The sequence below is a fragment of the Streptomyces indicus genome, assembly GCF_900100315.1.
In the GTDB taxonomy this organism is placed as follows: domain Bacteria; phylum Actinomycetota; class Actinomycetes; order Streptomycetales; family Streptomycetaceae; genus Streptomyces; species Streptomyces indicus.
The window spans coordinates 559,879-575,806 of record NZ_FNFF01000001.1 but is presented as its reverse complement, the minus strand read 5'-3'; the positions used below and the strand labels follow the sequence as shown (position 1 = coordinate 575,806).

General features: G+C 71.1%; 14 protein-coding genes. 8 read left to right on the top strand and 6 right to left on the bottom strand.

Features of this window, described 5'->3' with window-relative positions; translation table 11 throughout:
• Positions 1 to 13: 13 nt before the first annotated feature.
• The gene (locus tag BLT97_RS02625; RefSeq protein WP_425442658.1) at positions 14 to 418 is read right to left on the bottom strand and encodes a universal stress protein; all 405 of its coding nucleotides are present in this window, start codon (positions 416 to 418) and stop codon (positions 14 to 16) included.
• A 147-nt stretch (positions 419 to 565) separates the two neighbouring features.
• Here BLT97_RS02625 and lysX point away from each other — a divergent pair, with 147 nt between their 5' ends.
• Complete coding sequence (lysX, locus tag BLT97_RS02620; RefSeq protein WP_093606981.1) at positions 566 to 3,898, top strand: bifunctional lysylphosphatidylglycerol synthetase/lysine--tRNA ligase LysX; 3,333 nt, start codon at positions 566 to 568, stop codon at positions 3,896 to 3,898.
• Positions 3,899 to 4,019: 121 nt separating this feature from the next.
• Complete coding sequence (locus BLT97_RS02615) at positions 4,020 to 4,862, top strand: polysaccharide deacetylase family protein (protein WP_093606980.1); 843 nt, start codon at positions 4,020 to 4,022, stop codon at positions 4,860 to 4,862.
• Positions 4,863 to 4,964: 102 nt separating this feature from the next.
• On the opposite strand, the gene BLT97_RS02610 is transcribed toward BLT97_RS02615, so the two are convergent.
• Positions 4,965 to 5,627 carry a class F sortase gene (locus BLT97_RS02610; RefSeq protein WP_093606979.1) on the bottom strand — a complete coding sequence of 221 codons (663 nt, stop codon included), beginning with the start codon at positions 5,625 to 5,627 and terminating at the stop codon, positions 4,965 to 4,967.
• A 332-nt stretch (positions 5,628 to 5,959) separates the two neighbouring features.
• Between BLT97_RS02610 and BLT97_RS02605 the strand changes: the two genes are divergently transcribed.
• A complete protein-coding gene (locus BLT97_RS02605; RefSeq protein ID WP_093606978.1) occupies positions 5,960 to 6,448 on the top strand; it encodes a hypothetical protein in 489 nt (162 codons plus the stop codon).
• A 117-nt stretch (positions 6,449 to 6,565) separates the two neighbouring features.
• On the opposite strand, the gene BLT97_RS02600 is transcribed toward BLT97_RS02605, so the two are convergent.
• The 3 genes from BLT97_RS02600 to BLT97_RS02590 form a co-directional block, all read right to left on the bottom strand.
• Positions 6,566 to 7,132 carry a hypothetical protein gene (locus BLT97_RS02600; RefSeq protein ID WP_245769101.1) on the bottom strand — a complete coding sequence of 189 codons (567 nt, stop codon included), beginning with the start codon at positions 7,130 to 7,132 and terminating at the stop codon, positions 6,566 to 6,568.
• A 234-nt stretch (positions 7,133 to 7,366) separates the two neighbouring features.
• The gene (locus BLT97_RS02595; RefSeq protein WP_218137277.1) at positions 7,367 to 8,728 is read right to left on the bottom strand and encodes an alpha/beta hydrolase; all 1,362 of its coding nucleotides are present in this window, start codon (positions 8,726 to 8,728) and stop codon (positions 7,367 to 7,369) included.
• 5 nt (positions 8,729 to 8,733) lie between these two features.
• Positions 8,734 to 8,943, bottom strand: coding sequence for a hypothetical protein (locus BLT97_RS02590; RefSeq protein ID WP_093606977.1), 210 nt, complete (start codon positions 8,941 to 8,943; stop codon positions 8,734 to 8,736).
• Between the two features lie 233 nt (positions 8,944 to 9,176).
• Between BLT97_RS02590 and BLT97_RS02585 the strand changes: the two genes are divergently transcribed.
• From BLT97_RS02585 to BLT97_RS02570, 4 genes are all read left to right on the top strand, one after another.
• On the top strand, positions 9,177 to 10,124 hold the full coding sequence (locus tag BLT97_RS02585; RefSeq protein WP_093606976.1) for an SCO0930 family lipoprotein: 948 nt from the start codon (positions 9,177 to 9,179) through the stop codon (positions 10,122 to 10,124).
• 388 nt (positions 10,125 to 10,512) lie between these two features.
• The gene (locus BLT97_RS02580) at positions 10,513 to 11,325 is read left to right on the top strand and encodes an SAM-dependent methyltransferase (RefSeq protein WP_093606975.1); all 813 of its coding nucleotides are present in this window, start codon (positions 10,513 to 10,515) and stop codon (positions 11,323 to 11,325) included.
• On the top strand, positions 11,322 to 13,484 hold the full coding sequence (locus tag BLT97_RS02575) for a putative bifunctional diguanylate cyclase/phosphodiesterase (RefSeq protein ID WP_093606974.1): 2,163 nt from the start codon (positions 11,322 to 11,324) through the stop codon (positions 13,482 to 13,484). Before BLT97_RS02580 ends, BLT97_RS02575 begins: the two co-directional genes overlap by 4 nt.
• A 94-nt stretch (positions 13,485 to 13,578) precedes the next feature.
• Positions 13,579 to 14,133, top strand: a complete 555-nt coding sequence (locus BLT97_RS02570) for an ATP-binding protein (RefSeq protein WP_176953614.1) — start codon at positions 13,579 to 13,581, stop codon at positions 14,131 to 14,133.
• 42 nt (positions 14,134 to 14,175) lie between these two features.
• Here BLT97_RS02570 and BLT97_RS02565 read toward each other — a convergent pair whose 3' ends face one another.
• The gene (locus BLT97_RS02565) at positions 14,176 to 15,066 is read right to left on the bottom strand and encodes a LysR family transcriptional regulator (RefSeq protein ID WP_093606973.1); all 891 of its coding nucleotides are present in this window, start codon (positions 15,064 to 15,066) and stop codon (positions 14,176 to 14,178) included.
• 95 nt (positions 15,067 to 15,161) lie between these two features.
• Here BLT97_RS02565 and BLT97_RS02560 point away from each other — a divergent pair, with 95 nt between their 5' ends.
• Positions 15,162 to 15,926, top strand: coding sequence for a succinate dehydrogenase (locus BLT97_RS02560; RefSeq protein ID WP_176953613.1), 765 nt, complete (start codon positions 15,162 to 15,164; stop codon positions 15,924 to 15,926).
• The last annotated feature ends 2 nt before the right edge of the window (positions 15,927 to 15,928 follow it).

The window sequence follows — 15,928 nt, the reverse complement described above, 5'->3', positions numbered from 1 at the left end:
GAGGGCTCGCGGACTACGGCACCACGGTGACGGGCCAGCGCCCCGCCTTGACCAGGCGCACCGCCACCGAGCCGACGATGCGGTGCCCGGCCTGCTCGGACGCGCCCACGATCACGGCGTCCGCCTTGAGCTCGTCCGCGGCGGTGACCAGGCCGTTGTACGGGTCGCCGCGGAAGGTGTGGAACTCCCACCGGACCGAGAAGATGTCCTTCACCCGCTCGGTCGCGTCCTTGATCTCCGTGATCAGGCCCTCGGCGATCTCGTCCGTCACGTCGGCGACGGGTGCGCCGAGCGCGGCGCCGGCGGCCATCACGGGCTGCACGTAGACCACGGCGAGCAGCGCGTTCTGCCGCCGGGCGAGGCCGCCCGCGTAGGCGGCGGCCCGCAGGGAGGTGTCGGAGCCGTCCACCCCGACCATGATCACCTTGGGGCCGTCCGTACCGCGCTCGAACCCGGTCACCTGCTCTTCGCTCACATCTGTGAGGCTAGCCGAGGCGGGCCCCGGTGTGACCCGGAGGGCCCCTCTCGACGGGCGGGCCGGCCCGCGGCTTCTTAGAGTCGGTCCATGAACGCCAGCGTGGAAGCCGCGATATCCCCGGGCCAGACGCAGGATGCGGACCGGCACAGACCGGACGGCTCCGGGTTCCTGGGCAAGGTCCCCGACGTCTTCGCGGCCTTCTTCGGCCTGCTCGGCCTGTACTGCGGCATCCTCGCGGTCATCGCCCCGCTGCGGCACCTGGCCCGCCCCGTCACGCGGGCCCTGGACCACGCCACGGTCCCGGTCAGCGCCAACCTCGCGTACGCCCTGTTCCTGACGCTGCTCGCCGCGGCCTGCGCCTCGCGCAAGACCATCGCGTGGCGCCTCGTCGTCGCGTACCTCGGGATCCTGCTGATCTGGGACGGCATCCGGATCGCGCAGGGCCACTGGTCCGAGGTCCTCACCTCCTCGATCGTGTGCGGCGTGGCGCTCGTGGTGCTGGTCCTCGCCCACCGGGAGTTCTACGCGCAGACCCGCAGGGGACAGTTCCTGCGGGCCCTCGGCGTGCTCGTGGCCGGGCTCGCGGTGGCGATCCTCGTCGGCTGGGGTCTGGTCGAGCTGTTCCCTGGCACCCTGGAGCGCGGCCACCGCTTCCCGTGGGCGGCCAACCGCGTCCTCGGCGGTCTGGTCTCGGGCCAGCAGTTCGACGGATCGCCCCCGCGGCCGCTCTACTTCTTCCTCGGCCTGTTCGGCGCCCTCGCGCTCCTGAACGCCGCCTTCACCCTCTTCCGTTCGCAGCGGCTCGAAGCCGCGCTGCACGGGGACGAGGAGGCGCGGATCAGGGCGCTGCTCGGGGTGTACGGCGAGAACGACTCGCTCGGCTACTTCGCCACCCGGCGCGACAAGGCCGTCGTCTTCGCCCCGAGCGGCAAGGCCGCCGTCACCTACCGGGTCGAGGCCGGTGTCTGCCTCGCCAGCGGCGACCCCGTGGGCGACCCCGGCGCCTGGGACCAGGCGATCGAGGCCTGGCTGGAGATCGCCCGGCGGTACGCGTGGGCGCCCGCCGTGATGGGCGCGTCCGAGGAGGGCGCCAAGGCCTTCGCGCGCCACGGCATGGGCGCCCTGGAACTCGGCGACGAGGCGATCCTGTACGTGCAGAAGTTCGACCTGGACGGCCGCGAGATGCGGGTGACCCGCCAGGCCGTCAACCGCGTCAAGCGCACCGGCGCCACCTGCCGGATCCGCCGTCACTCCACGCTCAGCGAGGAGGAGATGGAGCAGATCGTCGACCGCGCCGACGCCTGGCGCGACACCGAGACCGAGCGCGGCTTCTCCATGGCGCTCGACCGGCTCGGCGACCCGCAGGACGGCGACTGCCTGCTGTGCGAGTGCCACGACGCCGACGGCAAGCTGCTCGCCCTGCTCTCCTTCGTGCCCTGGGGCAAGGACGGCATCTCGCTCGACCTGATGCGCCGCGACCGCAGCGCGCCGAACGGCGTCATGGAGTTCATGGTCAGCGAACTGTGCGCCAACGTCGGCAAGTTGGGCGTCCGCAGGATCTCCCTCAACTTCGCCGTGTTCCGCTCGGTCTTCGAGGAAGGCGCCCGCATCGGCGCGGGCCCGGTCCTGCGGCTCTGGCGCAAGCTGCTCCTGTTCTTCTCGAAGTGGTTCCAGCTGGAGGCGCTCTACCGCTCCAACGCCAAGTACGACCCCGAGTGGTACCCGCGCTTCATCTGCTACGGGGACGCCGGTTCGCTCGCCCGGGTCTCGCTGGCCTCCGGCATCGCCGAGGGCTTCGTCTCCGTGCCGAGCCTGCGCACCCTGTGGGGCAAGGGCCACACGCCCGCCAAGTCCATGCAGCCGACCACCACCGCGGGCCTGCCCTCGATCGAGGAACTCGGCCTGGGCGCCGACCGGTCGCAGACCGCCGACCCGCTCGCGGCCATGCCCGAGCAGGTCCGCATCCGCCACCGCAAGCTGGCGCGGCTCCAGGACGAGGGCATCGACCCGTACCCGGTGGGCATCGCCCAGCGCACCCACACCCTCGCCGAGATCCGCGCCGCCCACGCGGGCCTCGCGCCCGGGGCGCGCACGGGGGAGCAGGTCACGGTCGCGGGCCGCGTCATGCTCATCCGCGACTTCGGCGGTGTGGCCTTCGCCGATCTGCGCGACTGGTCCGGCGACCTCCAGCTGATCTTCACCCGCGCACACGCCGCGGTCCTCGACACCTTCACCGGCGCCACCGACATCGGCGACCACATCACCGCCACCGGCGAGATCGGCGTCTCCGACAAGGGCGAGCTGTCCGTGTTCGTGACCGGCTGGCAGCTCACCGGCAAGTGCCTGCGCCCGCTGCCCGACAAGCGCCGCGGCCTCGCCGACCCCGAGGCCAAGGTCCGCCGCCGGTACGTGGACCTGGTCGCCAACCCCGACGCCCGCGAGGTCGTCCGGGCCCGCTCCACCGCGGTCCAGGCGCTGCGCCAGGGCCTGTTGGAGCGCGGCTACCTCGAGGTCGAGACGCCGATGCTCCAGCAGATCCACGGCGGCGCCAACGCCCGCCCCTTCACCACGCACATCAACGCCTACGACCTCGACCTGTACCTCCGTATCGCCCCCGAGCTCTACCTCAAGCGGCTGTGCGTCGGCGGCCTGGAGAAGGTCTTCGAGATGGGCCGCACCTTCCGCAACGAGGGCGTCTCCTACAAGCACAACCCCGAGTTCACGATGCTGGAGGCTTACCAGGCCTTCGCCGACTACGACGTGATGCTGAACCTCACGCGCGAACTCATCCAGGGCGCGGCCACCGCCGCCTTCGGCTCGCCCGTCGCGCGCAAGGCCGACGCGGACGGCAGGCTCGTCGAGCACGACATCTCCGGGCTCTGGCCGGTCAAGACCGTGTACGGGGCGATCTCCGAGGCACTCGGCGAGGAGGTCACCGCCGACACCGAACCGCCCGAGCTGCACCGCCTCTGCGACAGGAGCGGTGTCCCCTACACCGCCGAGATGGGGCGCGGCGACGTGGTCCTGGAGATGTACGAGCGCCTGGTCGAGGAGAAGACCAAGCTGCCCACGTTCTACAAGGACTTCCCGACCGACGTCTCCCCGCTCACCCGCCAGCACCGCACCGACCCGCGGCTCGCGGAACGCTGGGACCTGGTCGCGTTCGGCACCGAACTGGGCACCGCCTACTCGGAGTTGACCGACCCCGTCGAACAGCGCCGCCGCCTCACCGCCCAGTCGCTGCTCGCCGCCGGCGGCGACCCCGAGGCGATGGAACTCGACGAGGACTTCCTCGACGCCCTCGAATACGCGATGCCGCCCACCGGCGGCCTCGGCATCGGCGTGGACCGCCTCGTCATGTTCCTCACGGGCCTGACGATCCGCGAGACCCTGCCGTTCCCGCTCGTGCGCCGCCGCTGACCTCCCTCCTTGTACGCCCCCGCCGGGGCGTGCGCATCCCGGGACGGTCCGGGCAGGTGCTTCTGCGGGCGGCGCCGTGTTGATGGGGCCCGGGCGGCCTCGGCCGTGCGACGTAATAGTCATGAAAAAGGAAGAACCGCTTCCGGGGCGTCGTGCGCTGCTGCGCGGCGCCGCCGGCCTCTCCCTCGTCCCCCTCGCCACGACCGCCGGCTGCTTCAGCAGCCAGGGGTCCGCTCCGCCCGCCGCCGGCCCGGCGGCCGGCGCCCCGGCCCTCAGCCGTCCGCAGAAGCCCTCCGCGTACCGCCTCAGACCGCTGACCGGCTACGGACCGGCCCGCGGGCTGCCCGCCGCGGCGCCCGTGCGCTCCAAGCCGATCCTGCGCCTGGCCAGCCGCGACCGCACGATGGTGCTCACCTTCGACGACGGCCCCGATCCCCGCTACACCCCGGGCATCCTGCGCACCCTGCGCCAGTACGACGTGCGCGCGATGTTCTTCGTCTGCGGCGAGATGGCCGCCGCCTCGCCCGATCTGCTGCGCGAGATGATCGACGACGGCCATGTCATCGGCAACCACACCTGGACGCACCCCCAGTTGCTCCGCCTCGGCCGCGCCGCGGTGCGCTCCGAGATCGAGTCCACCAGCGAGGTCGTCCGGCGCACAGTGGGGGAGGCGCCGTTGTGGTTCCGTGCGCCGTACGGGGCGTGGAACCGGGCCGCGTTCGAGATCGGCGCCGGGGCCGGCATGGAGCCACTGGCCTGGACGACGGACTCGCTGGACTGGACCGAGCCCGGCACCCGGAAGATCGTCGACAACGTGCTCAGGGGCGCCGGTTCGGGCGTGGTGGTCCTCAACCACGACGCGGGCGGCAACCGCAGCCAGAGCGTGGACGCGCTGCGGATCTATCTGCCCCGGCTTCTCGACGACGGCTACCGCTTCGGACTGCCGCGCCGCCGGTCCGTCTAGCTTCCCGCGCGGAATTGCCCGCGCTTCAGGCGGACAAAAGGGCCGCGCTTCCGGAATCGGATTCCGGAAGCGCGGCCCTTTTGTCTGTCGCCGACCGCCCGCTCAGCGCACCTCGACAAGCCGGGCGAACACCACGACATTCCCGTCGTAGCCGTCCTTCTTGGTGAATCCGCCGCCGCAGGTGATGACCCGGAGCTCCGGAACTCCCGTGGAGTTGTAGACCTTTCCGCCCGGGAAGTTCGCCTTCGAGAAGACCTCGACGCCGTACACCCGGAACACGGCCGTCTTTCCGTCCCGCCGGCTCACCTCGACGTGGTTTCCCTTTTTCAGGGAGCCGAGTCCGTAGAACACCGCGGGGCCCTGGTTGTTGTCGACATGGCCGACGACGACCGAGGTGCCGTTCTCGCCGGGGGAGACCGCCCCCGTGAACCAGCCCGCCAGATTGGGGTCCTCGGGCGGCGGGGCGTCCACCCAGCCGTCCGCGTCCAGACCCACCGGCTGGATCGGCGCGTTCACCTGGATCTGGTCGATCCTGACCCGCTCGGGAATCGAGAACGGCAGCGCCTTCGGTGCGGCCGTCTTCGGCTCTCCCGCCGTCACCGCCTCGGCCGCGGCCGCCGCGGCCGGCTGGGGCGGCCCGACGGCGAATTCACCGGAGCCGTTGCGGATCAGGGCGAGGCCGGTCAGCAGGACAAGCGCTATGACACCCCACGGGGCGCGCTTCTTCTGCGACTCCTCCTCCGCTGCGCCGTGTGCCGAATCCATTCACAGTCCCCTCTCGGCGCGGCCGTCGTACCGCGCCGTACGCGCATGTGAGAACGCTAAGTGGATTGCGTAAGGGCGGCATGCGGTCGGCACCGAACGGGTGGTGCGCGAAGCCCACTTGCGCCATCCGAGTCCATTTGCCGAAACCATTTCTGACGGTCTGTGACCTGCGGCGATATCGAGCCCGCGGAAAAGCGCCCGGCGTGTCGCTCACCGGTACGGACCAGCCCCGAAATGCGGGCCTGCGCAGGGCGTTCGAGGGTCTGAACCGGAAGGCGCTCTCGCCGATTGACCGGGGAAGGTTCCCCGGGGCGTCTTTCGCGGAGGTCCACATGCGTACTACTCGTGCCCTGGCAGCCCTGGGCATCGCCGGTGCTTTCGTCGGGCTCGCTGCCCCGACGGCCGGTGCCTGGGACTCGAGCACCATCAGCGTCGACCCGACCGTCGCGGGTCGCGGTGCCCATGTGGCGGTCAATGTCAGCGCCCACGAATGCAAGGGCGGCGGCACCGTGTACTCGAGCGCGATCGAGCACGGAAGCGCGACCCTCACCGGGACCAGCAACGGAGCCCACGCCAACGTCAAGGTCAGCCACAACGCCTCGTACGGCCGGCACGACGTCACGGTGCACTGCGGCAGCGCCGGTTCGATCACCAAGCCCCAGGCCCTGACGGTGATCGGCCCGAGCCAGGGCGGCTCCGGCGGCTCCATCACCAGCGGCGCCACCTCCACCGACATCGCGATCGGCACCGGCCTGGTCACGGCCGCCGTCGCCGGCGGCGGTGTCTTCTGGCTGCGGCGCCGGGGCGAGTCCAAGGCCTGACGTCCCGCGTCGACATGACGTCGCCCCCGGAACCTCGCGGGTTCCGGGGGCGACGTCATGGACCGGGCGCAGGAGTTGTGGCGACAGCCTGGCCCGGCGGCCCGGGTGCCGGACGGGTCAGGAGTGGTCCGACTCGGCCGGGCGGCGGCGGGCGAAGTGCAGGGCCGAGCCCAGCGCGCCCGCGATCAGCGCGGCACCGAAGGCGATCTCGCCGAAGTCGAGATCGGCGAGGCTGCCGCCGATGCCCGCCTTCACCCCGTGGTGGACGGGCGGGTTGGTCCAGCCGTTGTTGCCAGAGGCGATGGTCAGGTTGGTCGTGCCGTTCTCGCCCTTGCAGCTGAACGTCACGGTGTACATCGCGCCCGGCTTGGCGTCCCAGTCGACGGTGGCCGTGGCGCTCTGTCCGGAGGGGATGCGGACCGTGTCGAAGACGCCGGAGGAGGCCGTGGCCGTGTCCTGGCAGCCGTCGACCTTCAGCGTCACCTGGCCGCCCGCGGCGATGGTGGAGGGCGTCACGCTGAATCCGTACGAGGTGATGTTGTTGTCGCCCCTGGCCGCGGCCTTCGGCCCGGCCTGCGCTTCGGTGTTGACCTCGGCCAGCGCGGGCGGCATGCCGAGCGTGAGGGCGCAGACGGTCGCGGGAGCGAGCAGGGTGAGCGCTGGGAAGGTGCGTATCGCACGCATGGTGAGTCCTCCGGGTCCCCGAGGAGCAGCCGCGGACCTTACCGCTGTTGCCGGAAATGCACCTCGATGCCCGAAACGCTAGGGAGCTGCCCGTACGGCCGCGATCGGTGTCGTACGAATGGGGCATCCGCATGGGCCGTTGGTGGGATGGCGGGCGTGGCGCGGACCCTCGCGCGGTGCGTGGCGTGAGAAGGGAGCTGACGCTCGATCAGGACGAGATCGCCGCTGTGGTGGTCAGGGGATCAGGCGCGTCTGCCGGGCCAGCCACGGGAGGTTCTTCTCCAGGCCCGGGCGCCAGACCGACCAGTTGTGGGCGCCGGGCAGCTCCATCAGGCGGACGTCCATCCCGGCCTTGCGGGCTGCGTCGTACACCACTTTGGCCTGCGGCCGGTAGGTGCTGTCCTCGGTGCCCGCGACGAACACACCCGCCGTGTCCGGGAACTTCTGCCGGGCCATCACATCCAGCGGATTGACCTTGCGGAAGGCCGCCTCGTCGCCGCCGAACACGCTGTCCACGGTCTGCTGGTGGCTGCCGACGGACGGCTCGGCCTCGCCGGAGATGTCGATGAAGCGCCCGTAGCGCTGCGGGGCGTTGACGGCGGTCTGAAGGGAGCACGTGCCGCCGTTGGACAGCCCCGAGATCGCCCACTGCGCCCGGTCGGTGGCGGCCTGGAGATGCGCGGCCACCCAGTTCGGCACGTCCTCGGAGAGGTATGTCTGCACCTTGCCCAGCTTGCCGTCCACGCACAGCGGGTTGTCGAACGGCGAGCCCAGGTTGTCGGCCACGACCACGATCGGGGCGAGGCCGCGGTGCTCGGCGGCGAACGCGTCCATCATCGTCGGCAGCTCACCGGAGGTGATCCAGTTCTCCGGGGCGCCGGGCTGGCCCGGCAGCAGCACGAGCACGGGCAGCAGGGGGCGCGGCGAGGCGCGGTAGGCGGGCGGCAGATACACGTACGCGGTCTGCGCCTTGAAGCCCGACTTCGTGCCGGGGATGGGTGTCTGCGACACCGTGCCCTTGGCCGGCAGGTCCTTCGGCGGGCGCCACACGTCCTCGATCGTCCTGCCCGGCGGCACCTCCAGCACCGGCTCCTTCGTGCCCGTCGCGTCCTTCAGGCTCACGGTGTCCTGCGGGCCGAGCATCGTGCGCACGGTCGGGAAGTTGTCGTAGTAGATGTTGACCTGGTTGCTCGCGTAGAGGACCACGCACAGAGCGGCGAACAGGGCGCCGACGCGGCCGCGCCAGCGCAGGAAGCGCAGCTTGAAGAGCGCGAGCAGCAGGGCGAGCAGCAGGATGCCGATCCAGAAGAGCACCTCGAAGGGCAGCTCGTCGGGGAAGGGCTGCCACCAGTCGTTGACGATGACCTTGACCAGAAACGTCAGCAGCGCGGCCAGCACCAGGGCGGCCGGCAGCCACCGCGTCCACCAGCGCCGGTCCCGTGTGATCAGCAGGAACGCCAGCGAGGCGAGGCCGAGTACGCGCAGTACCACCGGCAGCGTGCCGTCCACCAGCGACCAGTCCAGCGGGCTCGCGGCCACGGACATCGGGCCCGCGGCCGCCGGCTCCGGTCCCGCGGCCGTGGCCAGGACGGTCACCGCGCTCACCATGCGTGCGCACCGGGCCCGCGCCACTCCACCAGATGGGGGTCGTCGAGGGCCATGTCGGCGTCGCTCAGCCCCGCGCGGCGCAGGAACTCCACGAGATCCGCGTCGCTGTACGCGGTCCCGAGGGCCACGCCGCGCACCTCGACGCGGCGTCCGGGACGCCCCGCGCGAGGCGGGTGGACCACGATCGGTGCTTGCCAGGGCATGCCCTCAGGGTGCGTCAGGCGATGCAATTCGGCCATTTAGCTACGGCCGGGTTTCGTGAGGCGTGCGGTTCCCCCGAAACGTATGGAAAACACGCACATCACTGGCGTGCGGGCGGCCGCCGGGAAAAGAAATCTTGAAGTGCTTTGAACGCACCCGCCGTCCGCTTGCGTACCTAGGGCCATGTGCGGCGCATCCGAGCGCCGACCACCCGAGCGGACCATGGGAGTTCACGATGAAGACCTGGCGGAGCGCCTCGATCGCGGCGGCTGCGGCCCTTCTTGCGCTGACGACGGCGTGCGGTCAGGAGAAGGGGTCCGACCAGCCGAACGGCCAGTCCGTGGGCAACGCGGCACCGGCCGACGGCGGCTACGGAGACGGGTACGGCGGGGGCGGCGACGCCGATGCGGCGGCCGCCGAGCCGAAGTCCGCGGGCCAGCTCGCCGTCTGGGACAGCAAGGAGCTGGGCAAGGTCGTCACCGACAGCGCCGGGTTCACGCTCTACCGCTTCGACAAGGACACGGCGAAGCCACCCAAGTCCACCTGCGACGGCGACTGCGAGACGGCCTGGCCGGTGGTCGCCGCGGAGGGCGCCAAGGCCGCGCCCGGCGTCGACCCCTCGCTGATCGGCTCGGTGCAGCGCACCGACGGCACCGAGCAGCTGACCATCGCGGGCTGGCCGATGTACCGGTACGCCCAGGACAAGAAGCCCGGCGACGCCAAGGGGCAGGGCGTGGGCGGCACCTGGTTCGCCGCGGCGCCCGACGGCAAGAAGGCCTCCCCGGCGGCAGCGGAGGAGGAGGGCGGCGAACAGGCGGACCTCGCGGGCCTGTCCACGCGCAAGGACCCGAAGCTGGGCGAGATCGTCATCGACAAGAACGGCATGACGGTCTACCGCTTCAAGAAGGACTCCGCCTGGCCCATGAAGTCGGCCTGCACCGGGGACTGCCTGGCCAACTGGCCCGTGGTCGAGCCCGTCGACAAGAACGACACCGAGGGCATCCTCAAGAAGGGCTTCGTCACCTTCAACCGTCCCGACGGCCTCAAGCAGCAGACCATCGACTGCTGGCCGCTGTACACCTACGCCGGTGACAGCGCCCCCGGCGACACCAACGGCCAGGGCGTGGGCGGCACTTGGTACGCCGTCTCGCCCGAGGGCAAGCTGGTCGGCGCCCCGAAGTAGCGCGCCCGGCAGCGGCCCGGCGCGAGATCGGGCACCTGCACAGGAACCCCTCATACGGGCCGGTTTCTCCCCCTCGCCTGCGGTGGAGGAACCGGCCCGTATTGTTTGCCTGAAGTCGTCGGCCGGAAACCGGAAATTCCAAAAGGCCTTGCGCGACGGACGCGGAAGTCGGTTGTGGAAGGGGGGAGTCGAGTTCCGCCGCACCGAACTACCCCAAAGGTGACGAGAATTCATCTGCACGTGCAGCTGCAGGTGCACTTGCCGGAGGCAGTGACCGAGAACGGACGAACAATTTCCGGTTCGACTCGACCCGCCCGCGGCCGGTCAGTAGCCTCGCCTCGAACACCGGCTCGGACCCACCTCTCGAAGGTCGAACAGGGAGACACTGATGGAGCGACCCGCCTGGGCTCCGCGGAGCATCGACATATCGGTGCCGAGCGTTTCGCGCATCTACGACTACTACCTGGGTGGTTCGCACAACTTCGAGTCGGATCGTGAAGCGGCCCGCAAAGCCATGGAGTTCATGCCGGGCCTCCCGAAGATCATGCAGGCGAATCGTGCCTTCATGAGACGGGCCGTGGGATACGCCGTCGAGCGCGGCATCACGCAGTTTCTCGATATCGGCTCCGGTATCCCCACGTTCGGCAATGTCCACGAGGTCGCGCAGAACCTGCACCCGGGCGCGCGGGTGGTGTACGTCGATCACGACCCGGTGGCCGTCGCGCACAGCGAGGCCGTCCTCGAAGGGAACCCGGACGCCGGCGTGCTCGCCGCCGATCTCAGAAAGCCCCAGGAGATCCTCGACAGCCCCGTGCTGTCCGGACTGCTCGACCTGGACCGCCCCGTAGCCCTGCTGCTGGTGGCGGTCCTCCATTTCGTCGAGGACGCCGACGACCCGTACGCGGCGGTCGCCGCACTGCGCGCAGCGCTCGCGCCCGGCAGCCTGCTGATCCTGACGCACGCCTCGTACGAAGGGATCCCACTCACCCAGGAGCAGGCCGGCGGCACCGTCGGCGTCTACAAGGACATCCGCAACCCGCTCATCATGCGCTCGCAGGCCGAGATCGAGCGGTTCTTCGAGGGGTACGGGATGGTCGAACCCGGGCTCGTGTCCATGCCGCTGTGGCGCCCGGACACCCCGCCGGAGCAGGAGGACCCGTACGCCTTCTCGGGGTACGCGGGCGTGGGGCTGCTGACGTGAGTGAAACGGAGGCCACCGCGGAGGCCGACGGGCCGGACTCGCGACTGCGGCGGTTCGTCACCATCTGGGGGCGGGCGGTGTTCCCCGTGACGGCGACGTCACGGACCCGCGCCGAGTTCCAGCGGCAACTGCTGCCGCTGGCCGAGCAGTTGCGGGACGCGCTGACCGCGCGCGCCTTCGACGCGGCGGCCGGCCGGCGCGCGGGCGCCGCGCTCATCGAGGCGCACTGCACCGATCCCGAGGCGCTCACCCGGACCCTGGACGTCGTCGATGCCTATCTGGTCCTGTACTGCGGCAGCGAGGACGAGGCCGAACGCGAGGCGCACCGGGCGCGCTGTGCCCGCCTTCAGCACGCGATGGCCGGCGGCTTCGCCGAGGCGCTCAGGGAGCGCACGCGCGGCGAGCAGGAGGCGATCTCGCGGGCCGCCCTGATGGCGCGGCAGGCGGTGGCCGAGGCGCTGCACACCAGCGAGGCCCGCTTCCGCGCCGTCTTCGAGGGCGCCGCCATCGGCATCGGCATCGCGGACCTCGACGGCAACATCCTCCAGGTCAACGACGCGCTGAACGCGATGTTCGGCGCGGGCGGCATGAACGGATCGCTGCGCGGCCGCAAGGTCTCCGACTGGACCCACCCCGACGACGCGCCTCAAGTCTGGCGGCTGTACGAGGAGTTGGTGCAGGGGCGCCGCGAGCACTACCGCGTCGAGAAGCCGTACTACCGCGCCGACGGCACCGTCCTGTGGACCAACCTGACCGTCTCGCTGCTGCGCGACGCCGACGGACGGCCCCAGTACCAGCTGGCGCTGATGGAGGACACCACCGAGCGCCGCCTGCTCAACCTGCGGCTGCGGTACGAGGCCACGCACGACGCGCTGACCGGCCTGCCCAACCGCACCCTGTTCTTCGAGCGCCTGGAGAAGGCCCTCGCGGCGGGCGAGGGACGGCGCTTCGGCCTGTGCTACCTGGACCTCGACGGGTTCAAGGCGATCAACGACAGCCTCGGGCACGCGGCCGGGGACCGGCTGCTCGTGGAGATCGCCGACCGGCTCCAGGCCTGTGCGACCCGGCCCGGCGAGATGGTGGCGCGGCTCGGCGGCGACGAGTTCGTGGCGCTCACCACCGGACCCGACACCGAGAGCGAGGTCGACGAACTCGCCTCGCGCATCCTCAGCATGCTGGCGATCCCCGTCCGGATCGAAGGGCGCGAACTGACCGTGCGCGGCTCGATCGGCATCGTCGAGGGCCCGGCGGGGGAGCGCAGCCCGGCGGAGGTGCTGCGCAGCGCGGACATCACGATGTACCGGGCGAAGTCGGCCGGCGGCAACCGCTACGAGATCGCCGACCCCGAGGCCGACGCCCGCACGATCACCCGCTACGGCCTGACCACCGCCCTGCCCACCGCGCTGGCACGCGAGGAGTTCTTCATCGAGTACCAGCCGCTGGTGAACCTGGCGGACGGCAGCGTGCGCGGTGCGGAGGCGCTCGTACGGTGGTCGCATCCGCAGCACGGGACGCTCAGCCCCGACCGGTTCATCCCGCTCGCCGAGCACACCGGGCTGATCGTGCCGCTCGGGCGCTGGGTGCTCGACCAGGCGGTGCGCCAGGCGCGCGAGTGGGAGGAGCGGCACGCGGACGCCGGGCCGCTGCGGATCAACGTCAACCTGTCCCCGCACCAGCTGCACTATCCGGGCCTGGTCTCCGACACCGTGGAGATCCTCCAGCGCTCCGGCCTCTCGCCCGGCTCCCTGTGCCTGGAGGTCACCGAATCCGCCCTGATCGGCGCGGACGACGACCTCCTCAAGCCGCTGCGGCGCCTTGCCGAGATGGGCGTGGACATCGCTCTGGACGACTTCGGCACGGGCTACTCGAACTTGGCGAACCTGCGGCGCCTGCCGGTGAGCGTCCTGAAACTGGACCGCTCGTTCACCCAGGGCATGCAGCGCTTCCCCGTGGACCCCGTGGACCTGCGGATCGTGGAGGGCATCGTGGGCCTGGCCCACAGCCTGGACCTGTCGGTCACCGTGGAGGGGGTCGAGACCGGGGCGCAGGCGGACCAGCTCAGGGAGCTGGGCTGCGACACGGCACAGGGCTGGTACTACGCCCGCCCCGGACCACCGGACCGGCTGCACGAGCTGGCGCTGGTGGATGCGGTGGGGTGAGGGGCGGCTTCGCGTGACGGTGCGCGTGCGTGAGGGTGGTGGGCGTCGTATGACGGCGGTGGGCGCCGCTTGACGGCGGCTTAGCATCACCTGCATGAACGCCGCCGCCGCACCCGGCCCTCCGACTCCTTCCGCCCTCCTGCTCACCGGCACGGTCGGCGTCGGGAAGACCTCCGTCGCGGACGAACTGGGGGACCGCCTGGCCACAGCAGGCGTCCCGCACGGCGTGATCGACCTCGACCGCCTGAGCCAGGCGTGGCCGGCGCCGGCGGATGACCCCTTCAACGCGGCCCTGATGCTGCGCAACTTGAAGGCGGTGGCGGCCAACTACCTCGCGGCCGGGGCCCGGCACCTCGTCCTGGCCGGAGTCGCCGAGGACGAGACCGACCGCGGACGCCTCGCGGACGCGCTCGGCGTCCCGCTCGCCGTCTGCCGCCTCACGGTGCAACTCCCGGTGGTGCACGAGCGGTTGCGCCACCGGCACGAGGACCGGCCGGACGACCTGGCATGGCACCTGAAGCGCTCGGGCGAACTGGCCGCGATCCTGGACCGGGCCCGCGTCGAGGACTTCACGGTGGACGCGACGCACGCGCCGGTGGGCGAGGTGGCGGATGTGGTGCTGGCGGGTGCGGGGTGGCTCGCTCGGTGACCTGAGCCGTCAGGCACCGCACCGTCAGGACAAGTTGCCCGGTCAGGACAAGTGCCCCGTCAGCATCCGCTGCAGCTCGCGCGCAGCCCGTGGTGGAGCCACATCGCTGCGGTGGGCCAGCGCGATCGTGCGGTGAAGGCCGGGGCGGGTCAGCGGGGTGACGCGGAGGCCGAGGCCTGCTCGTGTGGCGACCATGCGGGGGACGACCGCGACGCCGAGGCCTGCCCGTACGAAACCGAGGACCGCGTCCATCTCCCCGCCCTCCACCGCGAAGTCCGGCTCGAACCCCGCGGCGCGGCAGGCCGCCACCGTCAGCTCCCGCAGGTCGTAGCCGTGCCGGAACATCACGAGCGGCTCGTCCTGGAGGTCGGCGATCCGCACCGAGCGGCCCGCGCGGCCCGGTGCGGGTGAGGCCGGCGAGGAGACCACCACCAGGTCCTCGCGCAGCAGCTCCACCGTGGTGAGGGCGGGGGAGGGGGAGGGCAGGGGCAGGACGACGAGTGCCAGGTCCAGGGCGCCGCGCGCCAGATGGCGGACGAGGTCGTGCGAGCCGCCCTCCTCGACCATCAGCCGCACCCCCGGATACGCGTCGTGGAACGTGCGCAGGATGTCCGGCAGCAGCCCCGTGCACAGACTCGGTGTGGCTCCGAGACGGACCCGGCCCCGGCGCAGCTGGGCCAGCTCCTGCACCTCCAGGCGCGCGGTGTCCGCATCCGCGAGGATCCGGCGCGCGAGCGGGAGGAGCGCCTCGCCGGCGTCCGTGAGCGCGATGTTGCCCCGCGCCCGGCTGAACAGCTCCGCGCCCAGCTCCCGCTCAAGGGCCTTGATCTGCTGGGACAGCGAGGGCTGCGCCACGTGCAGCGCGTCGGCCGCCCGCGTGAAGTGACGGGTCTCGGCGACCGCGACGAAGTACTGGAGCTGCTGGAACTGCATACACGGCAGCGTACCCGCACGATAGGCAGTGGCTATGGAAATGAGGCGGATCATGTCTTGGACTGATCAGGTCCTTGGCCCCTACCGTCATCTCCATGGCTCTGGCAACGCGCCCCGACAAGGACACCGCACCGGGCAAGGCCCCGGGCAAGCGTCCGTCCCCGGCCCGCTCGGGCATGCGCCCCTCCCTGGTGCGCTCGGTGTGGGACTCGACGATCGGCAAGAAGACCGTGATGGCCGTGAGCGGGCTCATCATGCTCGGCTACCTGGTCGCCCACATGATCGGGAACCTGAAGATCTTCTTCGGACCCGAGGACATCAACGAGTACGCGCACTGGCTGCGCACCATGGGCGAGCCGGTGCTCCATTACGAGTGGGCGCTGTGGCTCGTACGGATCGTGCTGGTCGCCGCGGTCGTGCTGCACGCCGTGTCCGCGTACCAGCTGAGCCGCCGCGACATCAAGGCGCGCCCCGCCAAGTACGTGCACAAGCGCAAGCGCGCGAGCTACGCGACGCGGACCATGCGCTGGGGCGGCATCATCCTCGCCCTGTTCATCGTGTGGCACCTCCTCGACCTGACCACGGGCACCGTCCACCCGGGCGAGTTCGAGCACCTGCACCCGTACCAGAACATCATCGACACCTTCTCGACCTGGTACAGCAACGTCATCTACATCGTCGCGGTCGTCGCCGTCGGCCTGCATGTGCGGCACGGCTTCTGGAGCGCCGCGCAGACCCTCGGCGCGGGCAACGCGCGCCGCGACAAGGTCCTCAAGGCCACCGCCAACGCCCTTGCCCTGGTGCTGACGCTGGGCTTCGTCTCCGTCCCCGTCGCCGTCATGACCGGAGTGGTGAGCTGACC

Bases quoted from the DNA above. Each gene is read 5' to 3' on its own strand.
- BLT97_RS02560 (WP_176953613.1), top strand. From the start codon at position 15,162: ATGGCTCTGGCAACGCGCCCCGACAAGGACACCGCACCGGGCAAGGCC.
- lysX (WP_093606981.1), top strand. From the start codon at position 566: ATGAACGCCAGCGTGGAAGCCGCGATATCCCCGGGCCAGACGCAGGAT.
- BLT97_RS02605 (WP_093606978.1), top strand. From the start codon at position 5,960: ATGCGTACTACTCGTGCCCTGGCAGCCCTGGGCATCGCCGGTGCTTTC.
- BLT97_RS02585 (WP_093606976.1), top strand. From the start codon at position 9,177: ATGAAGACCTGGCGGAGCGCCTCGATCGCGGCGGCTGCGGCCCTTCTT.
- BLT97_RS02600 (WP_245769101.1), bottom strand. From the start codon at position 7,132: ATGCGTGCGATACGCACCTTCCCAGCGCTCACCCTGCTCGCTCCCGCG.
- BLT97_RS02610 (WP_093606979.1), bottom strand. From the start codon at position 5,627: ATGGATTCGGCACACGGCGCAGCGGAGGAGGAGTCGCAGAAGAAGCGC.
- BLT97_RS02615 (WP_093606980.1), top strand. From the start codon at position 4,020: ATGAAAAAGGAAGAACCGCTTCCGGGGCGTCGTGCGCTGCTGCGCGGC.
- BLT97_RS02580 (WP_093606975.1), top strand. From the start codon at position 10,513: ATGGAGCGACCCGCCTGGGCTCCGCGGAGCATCGACATATCGGTGCCG.
- BLT97_RS02625 (WP_425442658.1), bottom strand. From the start codon at position 418: ATGGTCGGGGTGGACGGCTCCGACACCTCCCTGCGGGCCGCCGCCTAC.
- BLT97_RS02590 (WP_093606977.1), bottom strand. From the start codon at position 8,943: ATGCCCTGGCAAGCACCGATCGTGGTCCACCCGCCTCGCGCGGGGCGT.
- BLT97_RS02570 (WP_176953614.1), top strand. From the start codon at position 13,579: ATGAACGCCGCCGCCGCACCCGGCCCTCCGACTCCTTCCGCCCTCCTG.
- BLT97_RS02565 (WP_093606973.1), bottom strand. From the start codon at position 15,066: ATGCAGTTCCAGCAGCTCCAGTACTTCGTCGCGGTCGCCGAGACCCGT.